This window comes from Solibacillus sp. FSL W7-1472 (assembly GCF_037969775.1).
In the GTDB taxonomy this organism is placed as follows: Bacteria; Bacillota; Bacilli; order Bacillales_A; family Planococcaceae; genus Solibacillus; species Solibacillus silvestris.
Genome location: NZ_CP150208.1, coordinates 2028131 through 2047890 on the forward strand (window position 1 = coordinate 2028131; position 19760 = coordinate 2047890).

Consider the following 19760-nt stretch of genomic DNA (forward strand, 5'->3'; position numbering starts at 1 on the left):
AGAGTATTCCCATATTTACAGAAAATGAAAAGGATTACTTCATATATTGACAATTAGTCAGAGACATTCATTCAATAAAAAACCCGCGAAGGGAATGACTCCTTCGCGGGTTTCAAATTATACAGTTACTTTACTTTTAGGTGCAACACTTTCCCATACCTTTTCGATACGTTCTTTTGCTGCTTCTTCCACTATAAAGCCAGTGTCCGTTTTTGTTACTTGTGAATCAACGATATAAATTGGACTTGAAATTGTTGTCGCTCCTAAAATAGAAAGTACCGGCTTCAATGAATATTCCAATGCTAATAAATGTGCGATCGATCCGCCGATTGCAACTGGTACGACTGCTTTGTTTTCCAGGCCTTTTTGCGGCAGCAAATCAATAAATGTTTTTAAAATACCAGTATAGGAGCCTTTATAAATCGGTGTGAGGAAAAATACGATATCAGCCTCCCCTACTTTGACAATTTCTTTTGCAATCGTTTCACTCGCATAGTTCGCAGTAATTAAATCTTCCGCAGGCAATTGATGAACCTGAATTGTTTCATGCGAAATACCATACTGCTCAAGCAATGATTCAATCGATTGCTGTACGCCTGTTAATCGGGATGTCACACTGTTTCCACCATTAATTAAAACTGCTTTTATCATGATTCAATCCTCCTAAATATTTTGTAAAGTATAACGGGATGGAACTTGTTTTAAGCCTAAGTTTTCACGTAGCGTTTTGCCTTCATATTCTTTACGGAATACCCCGCGCTTTTGAAGCTCAGGAATGACTAAATCAATAAAATCGGTAAAGCCGCCCGGGAAATACGGAGGCATTAAGTTAAAGCCATCTGCCGCTTCCTGATCTACCCACTCAATTAACTGATCGGCTATTTCACTTGGCGAACCAAATATAATGCGATGACCGCGTGATCCGGCGATACGCAAATACAATTCACGAATTGTCAGGTTTTCACGTTCCGCCAGTTCGATGATCAGCTTCTGACGGCTGCGGTTACCATTTGTCGGAGGGATATCTTTCGGCAATGGGCCATCCAGGTCATATTTCGACAGATCCACCCCTAAGTAGTCTGCTAAAAAGTCCAAGCCTATTTCCGGGGTAATTAACTGTTGCAGTTCTTCATATTTGGCATAAGCTTTTTCTTTCGTTTCCGCTACATAAATTGACACGCCCGGCATGATTTTGATATCATCGCGGTCACGTCCTGCAGCAACTGCCTTATCTTTCAGTATTTTATAAAATTGTCGTGCATCTTCAAGCGTCTGCTGTGCAGTAAAAATAACATCTGCTTGCTGTGCCGCAAGTGTGGTACCGGCTTCCGATGATCCTGCCTGTACTAAAACCGGTCTTCCTTGAGGTGGACGCGATGAATTTAACGGACCACGAACTGCGTAATATTCACCTTTATGGTTTAACGTGTGCAGCTTCCCTTTTGTAATATATTCACCTGTCTGTTTATTACGTGCCAATGCATCATCTTCATAAGAATCCCATAGACCTTTTACTACTTCCACAAATTCGTCTGCCCGATCATAACGCAGAGAATGATCCAAATGCTGGTCCTTGTTAAAGTTGCTCGCTTCTGCTGAATAGTAACTTGTTACAATATTCCATGCAGCACGCCCCCCGCTTAAATGGTCAAGCGATGAAAACTTACGTGCAATGTGAAATGGCTCATTGTACGTAGTTGAAGCAGTAGCGGTTAAACCGATATTTTTAGTCACCGTGGATAAAACACTTAGTAATGTAAGTGGTTCAAAGCGAACTTGCTCTGCCGGGTGTGAAAGTTCGTTAAATGATAAACCATCACTTAAAAACAGCATATCTAATTTACCTTGCTCGGCTTTGACAGCAACTTCTTTAAAAAATTCTACATTCTCACTTGCGTCAGCCTGTGCATCCGGATGACGCCATGAAGCGATGTGATGCCCTGTACCCATTAAAAATACGCCTAATTTCATTTGTTTTTTTGTCATTTGCGTACCTCCTATACTAACTGTTCTTCGCGTTTAGCTAATATTTCATGAACTAGTGGAATGACCTTTTCACCAATCTCTTCAATGACCTCCAAATGAGGGAAACCACGCAGCAGTACTTTATCAAAACCTAAATCGACAAACTCCACAATCCGCTCAGCTACTTGCTGTGGTGTCCCGACCAGCGCAATCGAATTGCCTGATAAAACTTGCGTTAACCCTGCCCAAATATTCGGGGCAATCACAAAATTATTGTCTTTAGACTCAAGCATTAACTGATGAAGGCGGCTCACACCTACTGCTCCGTTGCTAACTGTATTAGCATGTTTTGCTTCCAATACTTCAGGGTCGACTTGGCTAATAATTTTGTTTGCATTTTCAAACGCAGCTTCTTCTGTTTCACCTAAAACAACCTGGAATGAAACACTGTAAGAAAGATCGCGATTTTTTTCTTTTGCCAGTTTAACAACCGAATCAAGCTCTTGTTTTGTCGTTTCCAATGTTTCACCCCAAAGCATATATACGTCAGCCACATCTGTTGCAACTTCTTTTGCAATTGGTGATGAACCACCGAAGAAAATTGGTGGCGCATTTTTAACAGGCAATGGTAAGTTCGCTCCTTTTAATGTGTAAAACTCGCCATTATAATCAAACGTTTCCCCGTTAAACAGGCGTTTTAAAATTTCAATATACTCACGTGTACGCTTGTAACGATCTGTATGTGATAAGAAATCCCCGTCATTCTCAAGTTCTTTTGGTGCACCGCCTGTTACGACATTGACAAATACACGGTTATTCGTCCAGTAATTGACTGATGAATACTGTTTTGCCAGTTGTGTAGGCGCAGTAGAACCAGGTCGAACTGCAATAAGGTAATTCAATGTCTTCGTATGTGCCGTCAAATGCGAAGCAGCAACCAATGAATCAACACAGCTTCCGCCAATCGGTAACAGTAATGTTGAAAAGCCTGCTTTTTCAGCTGCCTGTGCAACTTTTGTAATATACTCCACAGAAGGTTCACGATCAGAATCAACACCGACACCTGACCATGTTTGTGCACCTTTATTTGACGTTTGGTTCCCTACATATTCACTATCGCCAGAAGTTGGCGCCATTGTAATAAACTCTACTTTTGTCATTTTAATTCCTCCTTATTTTGTAACCGGTGCACTTGCTACTACTTCATCAGCCGGTAATTCGTTGGATTGTTGAATTGTGCCTGATTTTAACTGCTCTGCTACCTGTGCAAAAGATTGATTTGCCGGAATGTTAATAAATGAAATTTGCTCTTCCTGTGCTTTTTTGTAAGATAATTCGCAGAAAGTTTCAGGTGGTGCAACAAAAGTTGTCGCTCCCAGTTCAATTGCTTTACGTAATGTTGCGCCACGGCGTCCTTCTGTTAAATCAAGTGCCGGATTACGCAAATCTTCTACAGAATGGTCCTGCTGAATAATACGTAAAATTGTTCCTTCCACAATCGGTGTTACAATACCTTCATCATTTACTACAACTGCAATCGCCATTTTAAAATCCCCCTGTTATTTTGTTATTTGAGCAACTTCGGCAGCTTTCTGCAAGCTTTGTGCCAAGTCGTTTTTAATATCTTCAATATCTTCCAGACCAATAGATAAACGGATCAGACCAGGTGTTACACCACTCGCCAACTGCTGTTCAGTTGATAGTCGTGAATGCGATGTGCTTGCCGGATGGATGACAAGTGATTTCGAGTCGCCGACATTGGCAACATGTGAAAGTAGCTGAACATTATTAATAAATGCCTTCGCTGCCTCTAGTCCGCCTTTGATACCAAAGCTGAAAATCGACCCTGCCCCTTTTGGTAAATACTTCTCTACCAAATTGTTTGGATCATTGCCAGGTAGTGTCGGATAATTTACCCATTCCACTAAATCATGCTCCGCTAAATATTCAGCAACTGCCTGTGCGTTTACAACATGCTGACGAACGCGAACTGCCAGTGATTCAAGACCTTGAATGAAAAGCCAAGCATTGAACGGTGACAATGTGGCACCTAAATCATGCCCTAGCTCGAAGCGTGCTTTCGTAATAAATGCTTTTTCTCCAGCGGCTTCTACAAACGAACGGTTGCCGATTAATTCATTCGGTTCAACGAAGCTTGTGAATCGAGGCGCTTTCCACTCAAATTTACCGCCGTCAATAATTGCACCACCTAGCGAAGTTCCGTGACCGCCGATAAATTTTGTTGTGGAATGCACAACAATATCTGCTCCAAATTCAATCGGCTTTGATAAGTAAGGTGTCGCAAATGTATTATCAACAATAAGCGGGACGTCTTGACGATGGGCTACTTGTGCCAATCCTTCAATATCTGCAATTTGCAAGCTCGGATTGCCGATTGTTTCAGTGAATACGGCGCGTGTTTTATCATTGATTGCTGCTTCAACTTCCTGTAAGTCAGATCCTTCGACAAAGCGTACTGTAACACCGAAGCGAGGCAATGTTTTAGAGAACAATGTATACGTCCCGCCATAAAGGGCATTCGTTGCTACAATCTCATCTCCTGCCTGTGCGACAGTCAGTACAGCAATTAAGATTGCCGCCTGTCCGGAAGCGACCGCAAATCCACCGACACCGCCCTCCAATGCAGCAAGACGCTCTTCAAATACAGCATTTGTCGGGTTGGCATTTCGCGAATATAAATAGCCGCTTTCCTGTAATTTAAACAAGTTTGCTGCGTGTTCCGTGTCATCAAATACATATGAAGTTGTCTGATACAGCGGAACTGCACGGGAGCGTGTTACCGGATCAACTGTTTGACCTGTATGGAGAGCGATTGTTTCCTGATTTAAAAATGTCATATGAAAGATTCTCCTTTAATAAAGAAATTTTTGAGTAAGTGTAAGCAATTCCTGTTCTGTCAGTTCACCTTTTACGGTGTGTACAACTTTTCCATCTTGCAAAAATAACGTCGTCGGCAATGTTAAAATTTCATAGCTTTCTTTCAGCTGCCCTTGACGGTCTAACAGAATCGGAAACGGCAAATCGAATTTCGTTAAGTATTGATTGACCAGCCTTGTCGGTTCTTCCACATTGACTGCATAAAGCTCAATGTTATGTGACTGAAGTATTTCATACGCCGCTTTGAACGAGGGCATTTCCCGTTCACAAGGGGGACAGTAGGTTGCCCAGAAGTTGACGATGTAACTTCCTTCATTTGGAAGAGCCAATTGCTCCCCGGAAGAAGTTTGAAGTACAATATCTTCGGATTTTGCTTCGGCCTTCTGTTTGGATGCATTTGAAATAATGGCGTAGCTTAGTGCGACAATTAGTACAGAAAATAATAAAAGCTGAATCCATTTTTTCATTTTAGCTTCACCTCGATTTCAGGCATTTCATGTAGTTGGCCATAGCTGACATGGGAAATTACTTTATAAATACCGGTACCGTCAAAGCTCGTTTCAATCGCATACTTACCATCCCCGCTAGTATCTGGAGTCACGGAACCAATGGCATTGCCGGTTGGATTGATCAGTTCGAATTCAATTTCCACATCGTTTTGAATTGGTTTACCGTTGTACATTACGGTTGCTGTGATCGTTACAGGTTCGAATGCTTCGAGCTCAGATTTACTGGCATTTAATGTTACATCGAGCGTTTCATTCGCTTGTGCACTACAGCCGGTAAGCAGTAGCACTGTAAGTAAAAGTCTTTTCATTTACCATCAGCCTTTAAATTTGTCCAGAACAGCAGGCGTTTTTTTAATTTTTCAAATGCAATCATGATAGCGACAATGATAATACTGTTAAAAATAATGCCTGCCAGCACGTAATGATATTGTGAGAAATCACTGTAATACTGGATGAAAAAGCCCATTCCTGATGAAGCACCGAACATTTCGGCGATCGTTAAAATCAGGAAGCTCATACCAAGTGATGTACTCGCACCACTTAAAATATGGGGTGCACTTGCGGGCAACACGACTTTCAGCAAAAACGTCGGTCCTTTTAAACCAAGAGATTTCGCATTGTCAAGATAATGCTTTTCAATCAGCAGGACGCCATGAATCGTCCCTAAAAATACTGGCCAAAATGCGCCGATAAAAATAAGAGACATCGAAGCTGTTTGGAAAGTCGGTAAAATTGCAATGACATATGGTATGAACAGCGTTGGCGGAATCGGACTTAGTGCATGAAAATAAGGCATTAATATTTCACGTGACCGTTTGTTCAATCCGAAAAACAGACCGCCTACAATACCTGTCACCAATGCTCCGGAAAATCCAGGAATCAGCAATTTCATCGAGCTTACTACACCAGTTACAAGCTCCCCTATTTTTGCGGAAAAGGATTCAATGACCGTTAGCGGCTGCGGGAATATAACCGGGTTAATCCATGTCGCATATTTTGTGACAAGTGCCCAGACGACAATAAATATAATTCCTATCAAAATAGTAAGATTATAGCGTTTAAAAAATGTGAGCATTCCATCCCACCCCTTAAATGTTTTGTTCATTAAATCGAACGAGCTGATCTTTGTAATAAGCATCATCCGGATATTGTTCGATTAGCTCATTTAATGCTTTTTCGTATAGATCGATATTTACATACTCGTTTACATCAATATCATCCACATTTTCAACATAACCGATTTCTTTCATCTGCTCCCACATTTGAACTACTTTCTCTCTGCTTGGATCAGAAGAATAGTTCGAGTGGCTGTCGTTTACAATCGTATTAATTACTTTATCATCGACTTTCATATACTCTTTCGCTGCAGTTACTGCTGAATGCGGGTCTTCAATTTTTTTACGCTCCGCGCGAATAAGCGCTTTTAAGAAACGTTTATATGCTTCACCATCTTCATCCGCCAACAGTTCCGAGCGTGTTACAACACGGCAGCATACATGCCCTTCCTGTAAATCATTGCTCCATGCAACTGCTTCAAGACCCATATCAACAGCCTGTGCGTAGAATGAGTTTGCTGATACTGCAACGTCCACTTTTCCTGATGCTACAGCTTCAAGTAGCATACTACCTGTTTTGAATTCAACAATTTCCAGATCTTTTTTCCAGTCGATACCTGCATCTTCAAGCGCAGAACGGAAAACAATATCCGATGTAAAGATCCTGATCGTTCCAACTTTTTTTCCTTTATAGCTTTCAAGTGAAGTATATTGCCCCGCGTTTTCCTTTTTCGTTAAAATCGGGTGTCCGCCCTCCAAATGCCCTCCAATAATGGAGAAATCCGAGCCGTTTGCGATAAACGTTAAGGGGCCAGCTGTACCGAATGTTAATCCGACATCAATTTTCCCCGCCTGGAGTGCATTCAGTCCGTCTGCCGAGTTTGCAAAGCCAACACGATTGACCGAAATATGTTCTTCTTCAAAATAGCCTTCCTGATGAGCAATGTCGACAAGTGTTCCACCTGCAGACTGACTTAAACCAACCGTGATTTCATAATCGTCAGAGGCTGCTCCTTTTGAAATTTGTTCATCATCTCCGCATGCAGCGAGTAAACCTACTGTTAAAGCGAGTGAAGCGATCCATTTCTGATTTGTTTTTTTCATTTAACGATCCTCCTATATCCCTGCTCCATCTGCTATTTCTGTTTTTAAACTATTGACGATCTGTTCGTTCATCTCGTTTAAAAGGGATTCACGAAATGCACGGAACTCCTTGTTTTCATATAGTTTTTGACGATCCGTCCCTTTTTTCTCAATCGGTACTTGAATGCTTTTCGTCACCGCCCCGTTTTTCCCGGGAGCAAAGATGACAATCCGGTCCGCCAAATAAATGGCTTCGTCAACATCATGTGTCACAAACACGACTGTACGTTTTTGTTCGGCACTAATTTGAACAAGCAGATCCTGCAGTTGAATACGTGTGACAGGATCCAAAGCGCCAAATGGTTCATCCATCAGCAGTAGATCCGAACCGTAGCTTAATGCCCGTGCAATCGCTGCACGCTGTTTCATACCACCTGACATTTGGCCAGGATATTTCTTTACGGCGTGCCCTAAATGGACAAGTGTCAAATATTGCTCTGCGATATGTGCCAGTTCTTTTTTCGGCATTTTTTTATTTCGCTGTTTTAGTGCAAGCATGACATTCGCCTGTGCCGTCAGCCATGGGAATAAGGAATAATCCTGGAATACGACACCACAATCAGGGTGCGTTTCCTTCACGGATTTACCGTTTATTTCGATATTGCCATTTGAAAATGGTTCAAGCCCTGCCATCATTCGAAGCAATGTACTTTTCCCACATCCGGAAGGTCCCATAAATACGAGAAACTCGCCTTCTTTTACTTCAAGCTGAATATTGTTCAGAATTTTTGTCGTCGCATCATAACTGAAATCGATATTCTGGACTTTAATCTTCGTTTTGTACTCGGTACTCTCTTCCGTAGATATAGGGTTTTGTTGTGGCACTGGACGTTCCAATAATTGAACCATGTACTCACTCTCCTAACAGAAATTTTCTACCTAATGATTGGATCGAAGTATCAACCGGAACATGCAATGTCATCGTCCTTAAATTCCGCCAATAGCGGTCAAACCCATAGTGACTTGCAGTAGCGCGGCTACCCATCACTTCGAAAATTTTTGATGTAATATCGAGCCCTACTTGCGTTGTGAAGATTTTCGCTGTTTGCAGTGCATCATCCAAATTACTGCGATGCTCCGATGTAATTATTCCGGGTTGATCCCAAAGCTCCTGTAATAATTGATCCGCTTTTTTCACAACCAGATTTGCAGCTTCAACCTGTACGTAAAACTGGCCGTAATGATGCTGGATAATTGGATCTTCAATCGCCGATGTCTGTGTAATAGCACGCGGTCTTGTTTGTTCTCTTGTATATGTAAGCGCTGATTGAAGAGCACCTTCTGAAATCCCTAAATAGACATGGTTTAAAATAAATGTAGCGATATTCAGACGTAGCTGTGAAAACTCGCTTGCGTAAAAGCCTTGCTGCAACACTTCTTCATCATGTACTTCAACATCGTTGAAAAGAATCGTTCCACTGTCTGTCTGGCGTTGCCCCATATTGTCCCAATCGCCTTTTATATCTACACCTATCCGTTTACTAGGAATAACGACCAATAATGGCTCATCCTGTCCTTCCACTAACGCCGATACTAATAATACATCTGAATCGACACTACCAGAACAGAACGTTTTTACGCCGTTTAACAAATAGCCTGTTGTTGTTTTTTCAGCCTTCAGTTGAATAGCCACCGGGTTGAACGCATTCCCCCAAAAATAATTATGTTTTGCTGTTTCACGGTAATAAAATTCCTTTTGCTCTTGTGACCCGCATAAATGCGGTGTAACGAGATTGATAAAATGATAGCCTAAAACATGTGCAAGTGAACTATCCGCACGTGCAATCGTTCGGACAACTTGAAACACATCATGCCAATTCCCACCTAAACCACCGTATTCTGTCGGAATTAAAAGTTTTAAAAGTCCGCTTTCTCGTATTAAATCCCGCTCTTTTTTAGCATTGCCTCCGATTTTATCCCTCACTACGGCTGTCTGTTTAAACTGTTCGGCAAGCTTTTCAGCGATCTCATCAATATGTGCAACTGCTCCCATAACACCTCTCCTTTACTAGTTATAGAATTTTCTTGCAATTCAGTATTCTTAATTCGTTAGTTTACAGATGCATGTATTTAAAGTCAATAGCTAATTTAAACAATTCATACTGGAATAGTATGCTTTTAGCGGATTAACGTAAAAAAGCATATTTATTTGTATTTATTTAGAAATTAATAATGTGATTTAAAGATGAATTCGAGGTTATAAGAAGAAAAAACCACTATTTACATAGCGGTCTTTTGGTTTTACATTTTTAATAACTCATGACTTGATAATAAACAACGATTTGATAGATCGCCGGCACAATTAAAGCAATCGCCAGTGAGATGACTGCTCCCCACTTCGATTGTGTCATTAAACGAATATTGTCGCTTTTCAAATGTAGTAAAAATGACAGTGTAAAATAAAATGCACTGACTAAAAAGATAGGGGTTACGAATGTGAGCCAAATTCCTGCATTCATTTCATGCATCGATTCCTTCACCTCAATCCCATTATATTTCAATATCTATCTGTTTTATTTCTGTGAATTGAAAATCAATACTTTCGTCGAAAATAAACGTCCATGGCATTGAACAAAAAGGAGGAATTTGGAGTGCATCAATTGTAAAATTTTGAGTAATTTTCTCCGTTTCTGTTATAATACTTATTTCCGTATTTCGGAATTTCAATTGTTGATCTGTTCGGTTGTGAATAAGTGTAATGATGAGCTTTTGTTGTTTATGATTAATAGCCGTTCGTATAAGGCAACAGGAAATTCTCTTGTCCTGTTCTTTAGTTTGTTGAAAAACTTGTTCTATTAATAATCGATCCTGAGCTGAAATCGCTTTATCCCAGGCGGGTTCATATTGCAGTTTTTGCATGAACTTCATCCTTCCCATAAATTATTTACGTAAATAAGTAATTAAACAACCTTTCTTCTATAATACATGTTACAGTAGGAAAGAATCTTAAAAGTTAGAAGGCGAAAAATATGATCGAAGTTAAGAATTCCCCGATAAGTGAAGGGGAATATAATCGCGGAATTTTTGCGATTAACGCAATTCCTGAAGGAACGTTATTCCACCAAGCACCGGTACTAAGCTATCCAAATGAGCAGCATGAACATATTGAAAAAACGAATCTTGCGGATTATGCATTTGAATTTGGCATTGGACGCTCTGCAATCCTATTAGGCTACGGGATGCTATTTAACCATTCGTATGAGCCGAATGCCACATATGAAATCAATTTCGACAACGAAACATTTGATTTCTTTGCCTATAAAGATATTGAAGCAGGCGAAGAAATTTTTATTAATTATAATGGCGATGTTGATGATAATGACCCGTTATGGTTTAACAGCGAAGAAGAATAGCAGGAGGAAGGAACTGTCTAGAATAATTAGACAGTTCTTTTTTTTATCCCATCGATAAATCGAATGATATCCTCTGTCAATAATTGTCGCTCTTTTCCTAAGGTAATAAGATGACCACTATTGTCATATTGTTTTTTCTTAATAATGTTACTTTGTGCTGTTTGTTCGATTATGTCAATACTTTGGTGGAATACTGGTTCGTCCAACATCCCCTTTGCCAAGAAAAGCGGCTGTTTTAGCAAATGGAGCTGCTTGCCTGTTTCAACGATAAACTGCTGCAATGCAATCAATTTTTCCTCAGGTCTCGGGAAGTGATTGTTTAGAAATGCTTCCAGTTCCTGTTCGGAACTCCCTCTATTTTGTAAATACCTCTTGGAATAATAGACAACGCGCTGTTCCAAACCTTCCACAGGCCGCTCCAATACTGGTGAAGAGATAATACATAAAGCCTTCACTTCAGGAAATTCATTTGCCAGTCTTATGCCTAGTACACCACCTAATGACTGACCAATTACCGTAATCGCTTCATATTTTTCATCAATTAAAAATTGAACTGCCTGTCTGCTATGTTTCCATATCTGCTCCATAGAACTTGCAAATAATTGTTCCGGTGATGCTCCGTGCCCTGCCAGATTTGGCGCATAACTTGTATATCCTTTATTATGAAGCATTTTTGCCACATAGTGCATCTCTTTCGCATTGCTCGTAAAACTATGTAAAAGCAGGACGGCCTGTTTATGTCCATTTAAAAAAATATCCTCTACAAAATATTTCATGTTGGTCCCCTTTTCATTTGTGACAATATTATAGCATAACAATTCTCTCTTACTGACATTTCCTCAAGTTTAAAAAGCGGAAACAGTGCAAATGTTTTATTGTTCGGCTACAATATGGATTGAGTAAAAAAACCTATGAAAGGAGAATCATATTAATATGAGAACAATATTATTATCGATTCTTGCTGCGTTATTTTTAGCTGTACCGAACGTAGCAGCACATACGTATTTAGACACGACGAACCCAGAAGATGGAGCAGTTGTAACAGAAACATTGCAGGCGATCGAACTTACATACGCCGGGAAAATTGAAGTAGGCAGTACATTTAAAGTCATTTCAAGTAACGGCGAAGAGATAGAAACAGTTTCGATGGATTTAGTCGATGGTGTATTAACGGGTACTTTTGATTCCCCATTACCAAATGATGACTATACTGTTGAGTGGAATAGTATTAGTTCTGATGGCCATCCGTTGTCAGGTAAATTCTCATTTACGATTGATGCACCTGTAGCTGAAGAACCGGTCGAAGAAAAAGTTACAGAAGAAAATGAAGAGCAAGTAGAAGTAAACGAAACGGTAGAAAATAATGCAGCGGAAACGACTGCGGCAGATGAGGAAGAATCATCAAACAATACATTACTATATATCGTTGGAGCCCTTTTACTTCTTATTATAATAGTAAGTATTTTCACGATTGCTAAACGGAAAAATGTAAAATGATGGCATTGACCATTTTTAGTCAATTTTTACTCTATGTTAGTTTAGCTCTTCTTATGGGCTCATTTATCTTGTACTGTATCCCAGAAACAGTTCGTCCGAAAATTGATGTTTCTGCAAAGTGGCTCATTGTTAGCGCGGTCATCTTGCCGGTTGTCACATTTGTACCGAATATTCAATTGCTGACTATTTTGACACCGCAGTTCGGACTGATTGAATCAGTTGGCATGCTGCTTATGAAATTTAAAGTTGGCCATTCATGGCTGGCGATCGTTGGCTTTACGATTATTTTGCTTATTGTGATTCGACAATTCATGAAAAAAACCTCGAAGCTTATGGCGATTATGACAATCTTTATTTTAATCGCCATTATGGCGGCAATTGGCTATATAAGTCATGCAGGCTCGATGACCGGTCTTGTCGGATCGGCCCTCGATTTTGTTCACCTTCTTGCTGTCAGTGTTTGGCTCGGTATTTTACTCATGATGAGTTTTTTCTCAAAAGATCCACTTAACTGGGAAGCTTTTTTAAAATGGTTCTCCCCTGTTGCGCTCGTAGCTTTTACAGCCGTTGCTTTAACTGGTGTCCTGATGACTGACACGATTGTTCCTGGCTATGTGACAAGCTGGTCGAGCAATTATGGTCAATTCCTATTCATTAAACATGTTTTGCTCGTACCGTTGACTGTTATTATTTTGGCAAACAGTCTGCTCATTAAATTGAAGTTGAACAAGCCATTGTTTGAACCGCGTACATGGGTACGGATTGAAACGATTTTGCTCATATTGATTTTATTCATTACCGCACTGTATAGTGAGCAACAGCCACCTAGTTTTTATGTACAGGAAATTTCGCCGTTTTTTGAATTGTTCTACCGTAGCTCAATTGATGCCGGTATGCGCGGGTATTTCCAAATGACAGGTATTGGCTTAGGATTTTTCCTGTTGACTACACTGTTCATCGGTCTCGTCATCGTAAGTTATATTAAACAGTTGCCGGTCATTGTATCGGCTGCTATGACTTTTGCGGTGACACTATGTTTTTACATGGGCTTTATGTCGATTATATTTTTCAAATAATGTCCAAAATAAAGGGTTGTAGTATCAAGTCTGTTCCGACTTATACTACAACCCTTATTCATTATGCGAACTTTTTCGTCTTCATACGAACATAGCGAATGAGTGCCGCGATAATTAATATCGCCGTTAATGCGATTGTACCGTACTGCATTGTCGAATTATCTGTTTTTACAGCAATACCGATTAGAGCCCAAACGATGACTAGTGGAAAGAAAATATCCTGCGAAATGGCAACGGCCAAATAACCGAGAATAACCGCAACTCCTACAAGTACGAGCGAACCGACCACCTCTGAAATCCCCAAATCGACTCCATGATATTTTAACACATAACTTACATTAGCAATTGTCGCTACGGATATCCAAGCTAAGTAAAATGAAAACGGAAAACGCTCTGAAAGACCTTTTTCTGTATTTTTATACTGCAGGTAAATCGCTATCAGTGTAAATAATAAAAAGAACATAACGATAATGGATAGTATAAACTGTTCATAATGCCAACTGAACAGCCAAGCAATATTAAATATACAGCTGATGATAAATAAAATACCCACTTTTCCTTTAAAACGATTGTCTTTCACTTTGCGGTATATAGTAATCAGCCATAAAACAAGCAATCCATAAATCAGCGACCAAATGGAAAACACATAGCCTGCCGGCGTAAATAATACTTCCAGACGATTTGTTATTTCAGACGCCGTTTGCCCGTTTAACGGCAGTGTATTTGACAGCACATTTACTACTATTACAGCGATCATGGCTATCCACATTGAAATATACAAGCCCATTTTTCATCATCCTTTTTTTCTAGATTTAGGGAACTATACCCTTTTTTAAAAAAGAATAAGCGGTGAATAAGCTATTGTGTTTTTAATGTGAATTACGCTTAGTTAACTGTTACATTTGTTTTTCAAATGCAAGCTTGATGCCAAATCCGATTAGTACAGCACCCGTCAACGTTTCGATTACCGATTGTGTAGCAGGTTTTTTCATGAAATTGCGAATTTTGTTCAGTAAAAATACATAGAGCGCAAACCAGACAAATGTTAAGACGATATAGATGATGCCCATCGTCAGAAACGGCCAAAACGGTTCTGTATCTTTTGCTAGGAATTGCGGCAAAAACGTAAGGAAGAAAACCGCTACTTTAGGGTTTGTGATATTAGTAATGAGACCCTGTTTAAAATAAGAATTGCCTTTTGCTTCAATTTCGGGAATGTCCGTCATTTCCTCCGTATCTGCCTTTTTCGAACGCATGCTCATCAATGTTTTTACGCCTAAGTAGCATAAGTAGGCTGCTCCGACGTATTTCAGTACTGTAAATGCTACGGCAGACTTTACAATTATCGCCGATAGCCCTGCAACGGCTGCAATAGTATGGACGGTTAATCCCGCACAAGAACCGACCATCGTTTGAAAACCCCCCTTTTGTCCGTTAACAATCGTATTTTTCGTAACGATCGCTGTATCAGGACCCGGTAAAATAATGAGCAGTATACACGCAATTATAAAGAACAGAACATTCTCCATTTAATCACCTTCATTTTCTGAATTTTTAAATATGTTAACATAATTCATCCGAATGAGGCTAGAGGATTTTCAGTTTTATGGATTGTTAGTATGGCTTTACTTCTATGCCTTCTAATGATATGACCGGTGACTGATTTTATTAGAAGAATTTTATATTTATTAGAAAACTTCAACAGGTTATTAGCATTTTCCGAATGTTTATTTGAACATCTAAAAGCATTATTAGAACAATTGGTCTTCCGTCAATATTTCGGACAAACGTTAAGAGACTTTTTTTGCTACCGCCCTTCGGTTGCTCTGCTTTTCATCCCTCCATGCCCAGACCTGGGCATGGAGGGATGAAAACCCTGTAAGAGAACTTTATGAGGCATTTTGACAAACGGGCTCCTGTTGATTTCTCTCAAATTGGTTTGGTGATAAATAACCGATTGTTGAATGACGTCGTCGTTCATTGTAAAAGTTTACGATATATGACTCCACGCTCTTTCTTGCTTCTTTTTTGGATTCGAAACGGTGACGATAGATCCATTCTTTTTTGATTGTGGCGTGGAAGGATTCAATACACGCATTGTCATAGGGATCTCCTTTACGACTCATGCTAATTTTAATCCCATGTTCTTTTAAAGTTCTTGTATAGCTTGTGGCACAATATTGTGCACCTCGATCTGAATGATGAACTAATCCTTTTTCGGGTTTTCGAACTGCTAAAGCATGCTTCAAGGCTTGATCTACTAATGTTTCTTCCATATGATCTGCGATGGCCCAGCCGACGATTTTACGAGAATATAAATCCATGATTGACGCAAGATACACCCACCCCTCCAGTGTTCGGATATAAGTTATATCTGCGACCCATACTTTATTTTTCTCTTTTACTTGAAATTGGCGTTTGACTAGATTCGGATAAATAAATTGATGGTGATTGGAATCCGTTGTTCGTTGAACAGTTTTCGGGATTACGGCACTTAACCCAAGGTTTCGCATCATATTCGCAATTTTCTTTTGCGAACAGACATACCCTAAACTCGCTAAGTCTTGCGCAATTCGAGGGCTACCGTATGTACCAAAACTCCTCGCATACGATCGATGAATCTGATGGGCAATTTCTGTATCACGTACTTCTTTTTCCGATAAGGGCTGTATCTGTTTTTTACGCCAATCATAATAACCGCTTTTTGAAACCATCAATACTTTACACATCATCGCAATGCCAAAGTCGTTTTTATGCTTTTCAATGAATGCATAAATCACTCGGGGTTTTTCGCGAAGATGTGCATAGCCTTTTTTAGAATTTCATTCTCTTCTTCCAAATCACGTAACTTCTTATCAAACGCTGCCTGCAACTTATCTACTTCGCTAGAAGTAAAGTAACGTGTGACATCCTGATTTTTCGATTCACGATAATCTTTAATCCATTTATGGATCGTTGAAGATCCAATTTCAAACTTAAATGCCAGATCTGAAACTTTTGCGCCATCTTCTAAAACAGACTTTAAAATGTATTCTTTTGTTTGTGTGTCTAATCGTTTACGAGTTTGTTTTTCTTTCATCGGTTCCACGTCCTTTTTTAGATATCTTAATCTTAAAGTGTCTCTTAAGACGTGTCCATTTTTTATACTAACCTCACAATTGTCTTATATATTAGAAAATCGGTAACTTATTAGAAGATGTCAACTTGATATTAGATGATTTAAATGTTTATTAGAATATTACTAGCGACTCCTTCAATCGTCAGCAAGTAATGCCATTTTCTCAGCAGCTTTCTCTATGATTACATCATCTTTAACCTGACCCCTATAATTGATATACATCACGGTCCGACCCCTTACAAAAAGAAAATCTTTATGAAAAGAATTATCCCTAATCAGCAGACGATCAAAAGCTGTGTGTTTTCTTTCTTTAAAACTTGCAGGATCACTTCCATATGTATGCTTGATTATTAACTCATTAACTAGTGAGCTAACATGGGAATTGAAACGTAGCTTATAAACTTCCGATGAGATTGATGGTTGATATGCATGATTTGGATCGTACCATTCCCCTTCCTGAATAACGCCCATTTCTGTTGAATCATATTGGACAGAAGCAAAAATATTCCACTGTGATGAGTAGGTGCTTCCCAAATCCTCGCCTTCGAAGTAAAATGGCTTTCTTTTAAGATGCGGCTGATTTTCAATTGAAGCAAGTCGGACAATTGGCAGCCCTGTATCTTCTTCTGGTAAAGGGGTTGTTTTCATACTCCATATTTGGTAAATCGGTATAAACACAAGAGTTAATGTAATTACTAATACTATGAAACTGTAGACAATACCTGACCGGTAAAAGTTTTCCCATGGTTTTTGTTGATCGTCTAATATCCCAGCCTTAAGTTCATTATGCAAACGATTGATTCCAAATAAGCTTTTACCTATCGGAAGTATTTGTATAAAATTAACGAATAATACCAACAACGGAGCAAGTGTATATCCATCTATCAGTTGCAAAACAGAAATATTTCCGTTTTCGAAAGATTTGACGAAGACCGTAGTGATTACAATAATTGCAATTAAATTGACTATAAAATTAAATAATGTTTTATTAAAAGCTTTTTTTGCTATTGAGATTTGCTCTTCTCGATTTATTGGAGGTTCATTTGCTTTACGTTCAGTCGGTGCTGCAAATACGTGAAAATTGCGGTCACTCGCAATATAGTCCCAGCCGCTTTCTTCGTATAACCGAATTTTTTCACTCGATATATATTTGCTTTTTGCCAGTTCCAGCCGGTAATCCATTTGTTTGCGATCACCTTTCTTAAACTTTGCAAAATGAGTACCAATCTCATAAAAATGCAGCCCTTGCTCGGACATATCTGAAAACCAGCATTCATGTTCCTTGATACGCCAATACTGCCTTGGCCTTATTCTACGTACTATTTCTGCCATCGCTCTACCTCCTTGTAAGTCTTACCTAACAATAGAATAGAAGGGATTGTTTGTAAATAAAAAATAAGGACCTGGAATCTATTTCAGCACTCCCTGACGAAATAAAAAAATTGAAATTTTTCACAGCAAATAGGCAACCCTACCCATGTAAGATTGCCTTTTACACCGCTTGGAACTAACTATCCGCAAGCAGCAATATTTTCTGAGCTGCATTCTCCACTAGAACATCAAGCTCTGCATATCCGTAATAACGTATATACATTACAACCTTATCTTTTGATGCAACTAATTGTTTCCATTCTTCATCCTCGCGAGTAATAAGGTTATCAAAGCCAGGGTGTTTCCTTTCTATGAAACTTTCCCTTTCATCTCCGTATGTATGCCACTCCATCAAGTCAGACAGCAATGGTTTAGCGAACGCCTGAAATGTTAAATTGTATATTTCAGTAGAAACGCTCGGTGAGTATGTACCACTTTTATCTAACCACATTTCATCCTTAATTATTCCACTTTCGTCGGTCTCAAACTGAACGGGTGCAAAGATACTCCAATTTGTTGAATAACGGTTTGCCCAATCGATTTCATCTGTATAATATTCATCCCGGATTAGCTGTGGATTTTGTTCGATATCGGCTAAACGAACAAACGGCAAGTTTTCATCATTCTTTGGAAGTGTATAGTTATCCATTTTTTTTAATTGGTAAAGTGGCATAATTAAGCCGCTTACGAGAATAATCCCTATAAAGACAACCGAAAATACACCATTTTTTCGCAAACTTTTTTTCCAAGGGGCATGATGGTTGATGGCTTTGCCTTCATTTAAACTTTTTTTCAATTCTTTAATCGCCAATAAAGCTCTTATGGCGTAAAAAACATAGTGAATATAGACGAGAGTAAGGATACTTTGCTGTACGACATATCCTTCAACTAAACGTAATACAGGTGCTCCATCCAAAAACCACATTGCCAAAAGCATACCTAGAATCAGGGCCACTACAAGAGAAATCCATACTAAATTAAATACGAGTTTTTTACTTAGCCGCTGTAATGTAAATGCCTGTTCTGCAGAATCTGTATGGATTTCGGGTGCATTGTTTTCAGTTAGTGAAGAGAAAACATGAAACCATTGATAGCTTGTGACATACTTCCAGCCGTTTTCCTCGTACAGATCAATTTGCTCATAGGTAATTAATTTCCTATCTGTCACTTCAATCCGGTATTCAATTCGCTTCGGGTCACCTTTTTTAAAATGGGCTAAATTTGTTCCCATTTTATGAAGGTGGAGCCCCTGTAACGACATATCCGAAAACCAGCTTTCGTGTTCTCCGATTCGCCAGTAGTTGGTTGGTCTGATTTTGCGCACCATTTTAGTCATCGTTTCCCTCCTCTAATATACTGCTGTCGAAAATCAGAGATTTTAGACGAGCATATTCTATTCTTAATGCATGCTCGCCTTCTTTCGTAATTTCATATATTTTTCGCCGCCCATCGTCTTTTGCCAAAGCGATTAATCCGTCTTTTTGCATTCGTGATAGGACACCATATAACGTTCCGGGCCCCATTGTTAAACGGCCTTTTGATACTTCTGTAATGGACTGCATTAATTGATAGCCATGATTTGGACGCATTAACGCCAATAATACGTAGTACATTGCTTCAGTCATTGGCCCGCCATTATAAGACATATTCATTCCTCCAACTATTATGTCATGCGATATATCGTCTGACATAATAGTAAATGACAGGGAATAATTTGTAAACTTGTTATTAAAAGAAAACGAAAAACCACTCCAACATGTTGGAGTGGTCAGCAC

Annotated in this window: 24 protein-coding genes; 3 read left to right on the top strand and 21 right to left on the bottom strand. The window is 39.4% G+C overall.

Translation table 11 applies throughout. From position 1 onward, the window contains the following. Positions 1-117 precede the first annotated feature (117 nt). From ssuE to MKY07_RS10010, 13 genes are all read right to left on the bottom strand, one after another. Positions 118-651: an NADPH-dependent FMN reductase gene (ssuE, locus tag MKY07_RS09950; protein ID WP_339261881.1), complete on the bottom strand. Its 534-nt coding sequence runs from the start codon at positions 649-651 to the stop codon at positions 118-120. Between the two features lie 12 nt (positions 652-663). Then, a complete protein-coding gene (locus MKY07_RS09955; protein ID WP_339261882.1) occupies positions 664-1986 on the bottom strand; it encodes an LLM class flavin-dependent oxidoreductase in 1323 nt (440 codons plus the stop codon). 11 nt (positions 1987-1997) lie between these two features. Beyond that, positions 1998-3125: an LLM class flavin-dependent oxidoreductase gene (locus tag MKY07_RS09960; RefSeq protein WP_339261883.1), complete on the bottom strand. Its 1128-nt coding sequence runs from the start codon at positions 3123-3125 to the stop codon at positions 1998-2000. 12 nt (positions 3126-3137) lie between these two features. Further along, positions 3138-3509, bottom strand: coding sequence for a hypothetical protein (locus MKY07_RS09965; RefSeq protein ID WP_014823767.1), 372 nt, complete (start codon positions 3507-3509; stop codon positions 3138-3140). Between the two features lie 15 nt (positions 3510-3524). Next, on the bottom strand, positions 3525-4823 hold the full coding sequence (locus MKY07_RS09970; RefSeq protein ID WP_339261885.1) for an O-acetylhomoserine aminocarboxypropyltransferase/cysteine synthase family protein: 1299 nt from the start codon (positions 4821-4823) through the stop codon (positions 3525-3527). 15 nt (positions 4824-4838) lie between these two features. Beyond that, positions 4839-5330, bottom strand: coding sequence for a redoxin domain-containing protein (locus MKY07_RS09975; protein ID WP_339261887.1), 492 nt, complete (start codon positions 5328-5330; stop codon positions 4839-4841). Continuing rightward, positions 5327-5680, bottom strand: a complete 354-nt coding sequence (locus MKY07_RS09980; protein ID WP_014823764.1) for a FixH family protein — start codon at positions 5678-5680, stop codon at positions 5327-5329. Before MKY07_RS09980 ends, MKY07_RS09975 begins: the two co-directional genes overlap by 4 nt. After that, the gene (locus MKY07_RS09985; protein ID WP_339261889.1) at positions 5677-6447 is read right to left on the bottom strand and encodes an ABC transporter permease subunit; all 771 of its coding nucleotides are present in this window, start codon (positions 6445-6447) and stop codon (positions 5677-5679) included. Before MKY07_RS09985 ends, MKY07_RS09980 begins: the two co-directional genes overlap by 4 nt. 13 nt (positions 6448-6460) lie before the next feature. After that, positions 6461-7531: an ABC transporter substrate-binding protein gene (locus MKY07_RS09990; protein WP_339261890.1), complete on the bottom strand. Its 1071-nt coding sequence runs from the start codon at positions 7529-7531 to the stop codon at positions 6461-6463. Positions 7532-7543: 12 nt separating this feature from the next. Then, a complete protein-coding gene (locus MKY07_RS09995; protein ID WP_339261892.1) occupies positions 7544-8419 on the bottom strand; it encodes an ABC transporter ATP-binding protein in 876 nt (291 codons plus the stop codon). 4 nt (positions 8420-8423) lie between these two features. Then, positions 8424-9563: an acyl-CoA dehydrogenase family protein gene (locus tag MKY07_RS10000; RefSeq protein WP_014823760.1), complete on the bottom strand. Its 1140-nt coding sequence runs from the start codon at positions 9561-9563 to the stop codon at positions 8424-8426. Positions 9564-9819: 256 nt separating this feature from the next. Continuing rightward, the gene (locus MKY07_RS10005) at positions 9820-10038 is read right to left on the bottom strand and encodes a hypothetical protein (RefSeq protein ID WP_014823759.1); all 219 of its coding nucleotides are present in this window, start codon (positions 10036-10038) and stop codon (positions 9820-9822) included. Positions 10039-10060: 22 nt separating this feature from the next. Further along, positions 10061-10429 carry an SLAP domain-containing protein gene (locus MKY07_RS10010; RefSeq protein WP_014823758.1) on the bottom strand — a complete coding sequence of 123 codons (369 nt, stop codon included), beginning with the start codon at positions 10427-10429 and terminating at the stop codon, positions 10061-10063. A 110-nt stretch (positions 10430-10539) separates the two neighbouring features. Here MKY07_RS10010 and MKY07_RS10015 point away from each other — a divergent pair, with 110 nt between their 5' ends. Then, on the top strand, positions 10540-10923 hold the full coding sequence (locus MKY07_RS10015) for an SET domain-containing protein (protein ID WP_008403724.1): 384 nt from the start codon (positions 10540-10542) through the stop codon (positions 10921-10923). Positions 10924-10949: 26 nt separating this feature from the next. On the opposite strand, the gene MKY07_RS10020 is transcribed toward MKY07_RS10015, so the two are convergent. Then, positions 10950-11699, bottom strand: a complete 750-nt coding sequence (locus tag MKY07_RS10020; RefSeq protein ID WP_339261895.1) for an alpha/beta fold hydrolase — start codon at positions 11697-11699, stop codon at positions 10950-10952. Positions 11700-11856: 157 nt separating this feature from the next. Between MKY07_RS10020 and MKY07_RS10025 the strand changes: the two genes are divergently transcribed. Together MKY07_RS10025 and MKY07_RS10030 are read left to right on the top strand one after the other, a co-directional pair. Next, positions 11857-12420: a copper resistance protein CopC gene (locus tag MKY07_RS10025; RefSeq protein ID WP_339261896.1), complete on the top strand. Its 564-nt coding sequence runs from the start codon at positions 11857-11859 to the stop codon at positions 12418-12420. After that, a complete protein-coding gene (locus MKY07_RS10030; protein ID WP_339261897.1) occupies positions 12417-13496 on the top strand; it encodes a CopD family protein in 1080 nt (359 codons plus the stop codon). The genes MKY07_RS10025 and MKY07_RS10030 overlap by 4 nt, the downstream gene beginning before the upstream one ends. A gap of 61 nt (positions 13497-13557) precedes the next feature. Here MKY07_RS10030 and MKY07_RS10035 read toward each other — a convergent pair whose 3' ends face one another. The 7 genes from MKY07_RS10035 to MKY07_RS10065 all read right to left on the bottom strand — a co-directional run bounded on the left by MKY07_RS10035 (position 13558) and on the right by MKY07_RS10065 (position 19631). Then, complete coding sequence (locus tag MKY07_RS10035) at positions 13558-14283, bottom strand: TspO/MBR family protein (protein WP_008403731.1); 726 nt, start codon at positions 14281-14283, stop codon at positions 13558-13560. 109 nt (positions 14284-14392) lie between these two features. After that, positions 14393-15025, bottom strand: a complete 633-nt coding sequence (locus MKY07_RS10040) for a LysE family translocator (protein WP_008403733.1) — start codon at positions 15023-15025, stop codon at positions 14393-14395. A gap of 360 nt (positions 15026-15385) precedes the next feature. Beyond that, a complete protein-coding gene (locus MKY07_RS10045; protein ID WP_156732622.1) occupies positions 15386-16276 on the bottom strand; it encodes an IS3 family transposase in 891 nt (296 codons plus the stop codon). After that, positions 16273-16575, bottom strand: a complete 303-nt coding sequence (locus tag MKY07_RS10050) for a transposase (protein WP_065217046.1) — start codon at positions 16573-16575, stop codon at positions 16273-16275. The genes MKY07_RS10045 and MKY07_RS10050 overlap by 4 nt, the downstream gene beginning before the upstream one ends. Before the next feature lie 174 nt (positions 16576-16749). Then, on the bottom strand, positions 16750-17946 hold the full coding sequence (locus MKY07_RS10055) for a DUF2812 domain-containing protein (protein WP_339261900.1): 1197 nt from the start codon (positions 17944-17946) through the stop codon (positions 16750-16752). A 175-nt stretch (positions 17947-18121) separates the two neighbouring features. After that, complete coding sequence (locus MKY07_RS10060; protein WP_339261901.1) at positions 18122-19321, bottom strand: DUF2812 domain-containing protein; 1200 nt, start codon at positions 19319-19321, stop codon at positions 18122-18124. Further along, entirely contained in the window at positions 19314-19631 is a 318-nt protein-coding gene (locus tag MKY07_RS10065; RefSeq protein WP_065215880.1) for a PadR family transcriptional regulator, read from the bottom strand. Before MKY07_RS10065 ends, MKY07_RS10060 begins: the two co-directional genes overlap by 8 nt. Between the last annotated feature and the right edge of the window lie 129 nt (positions 19632-19760).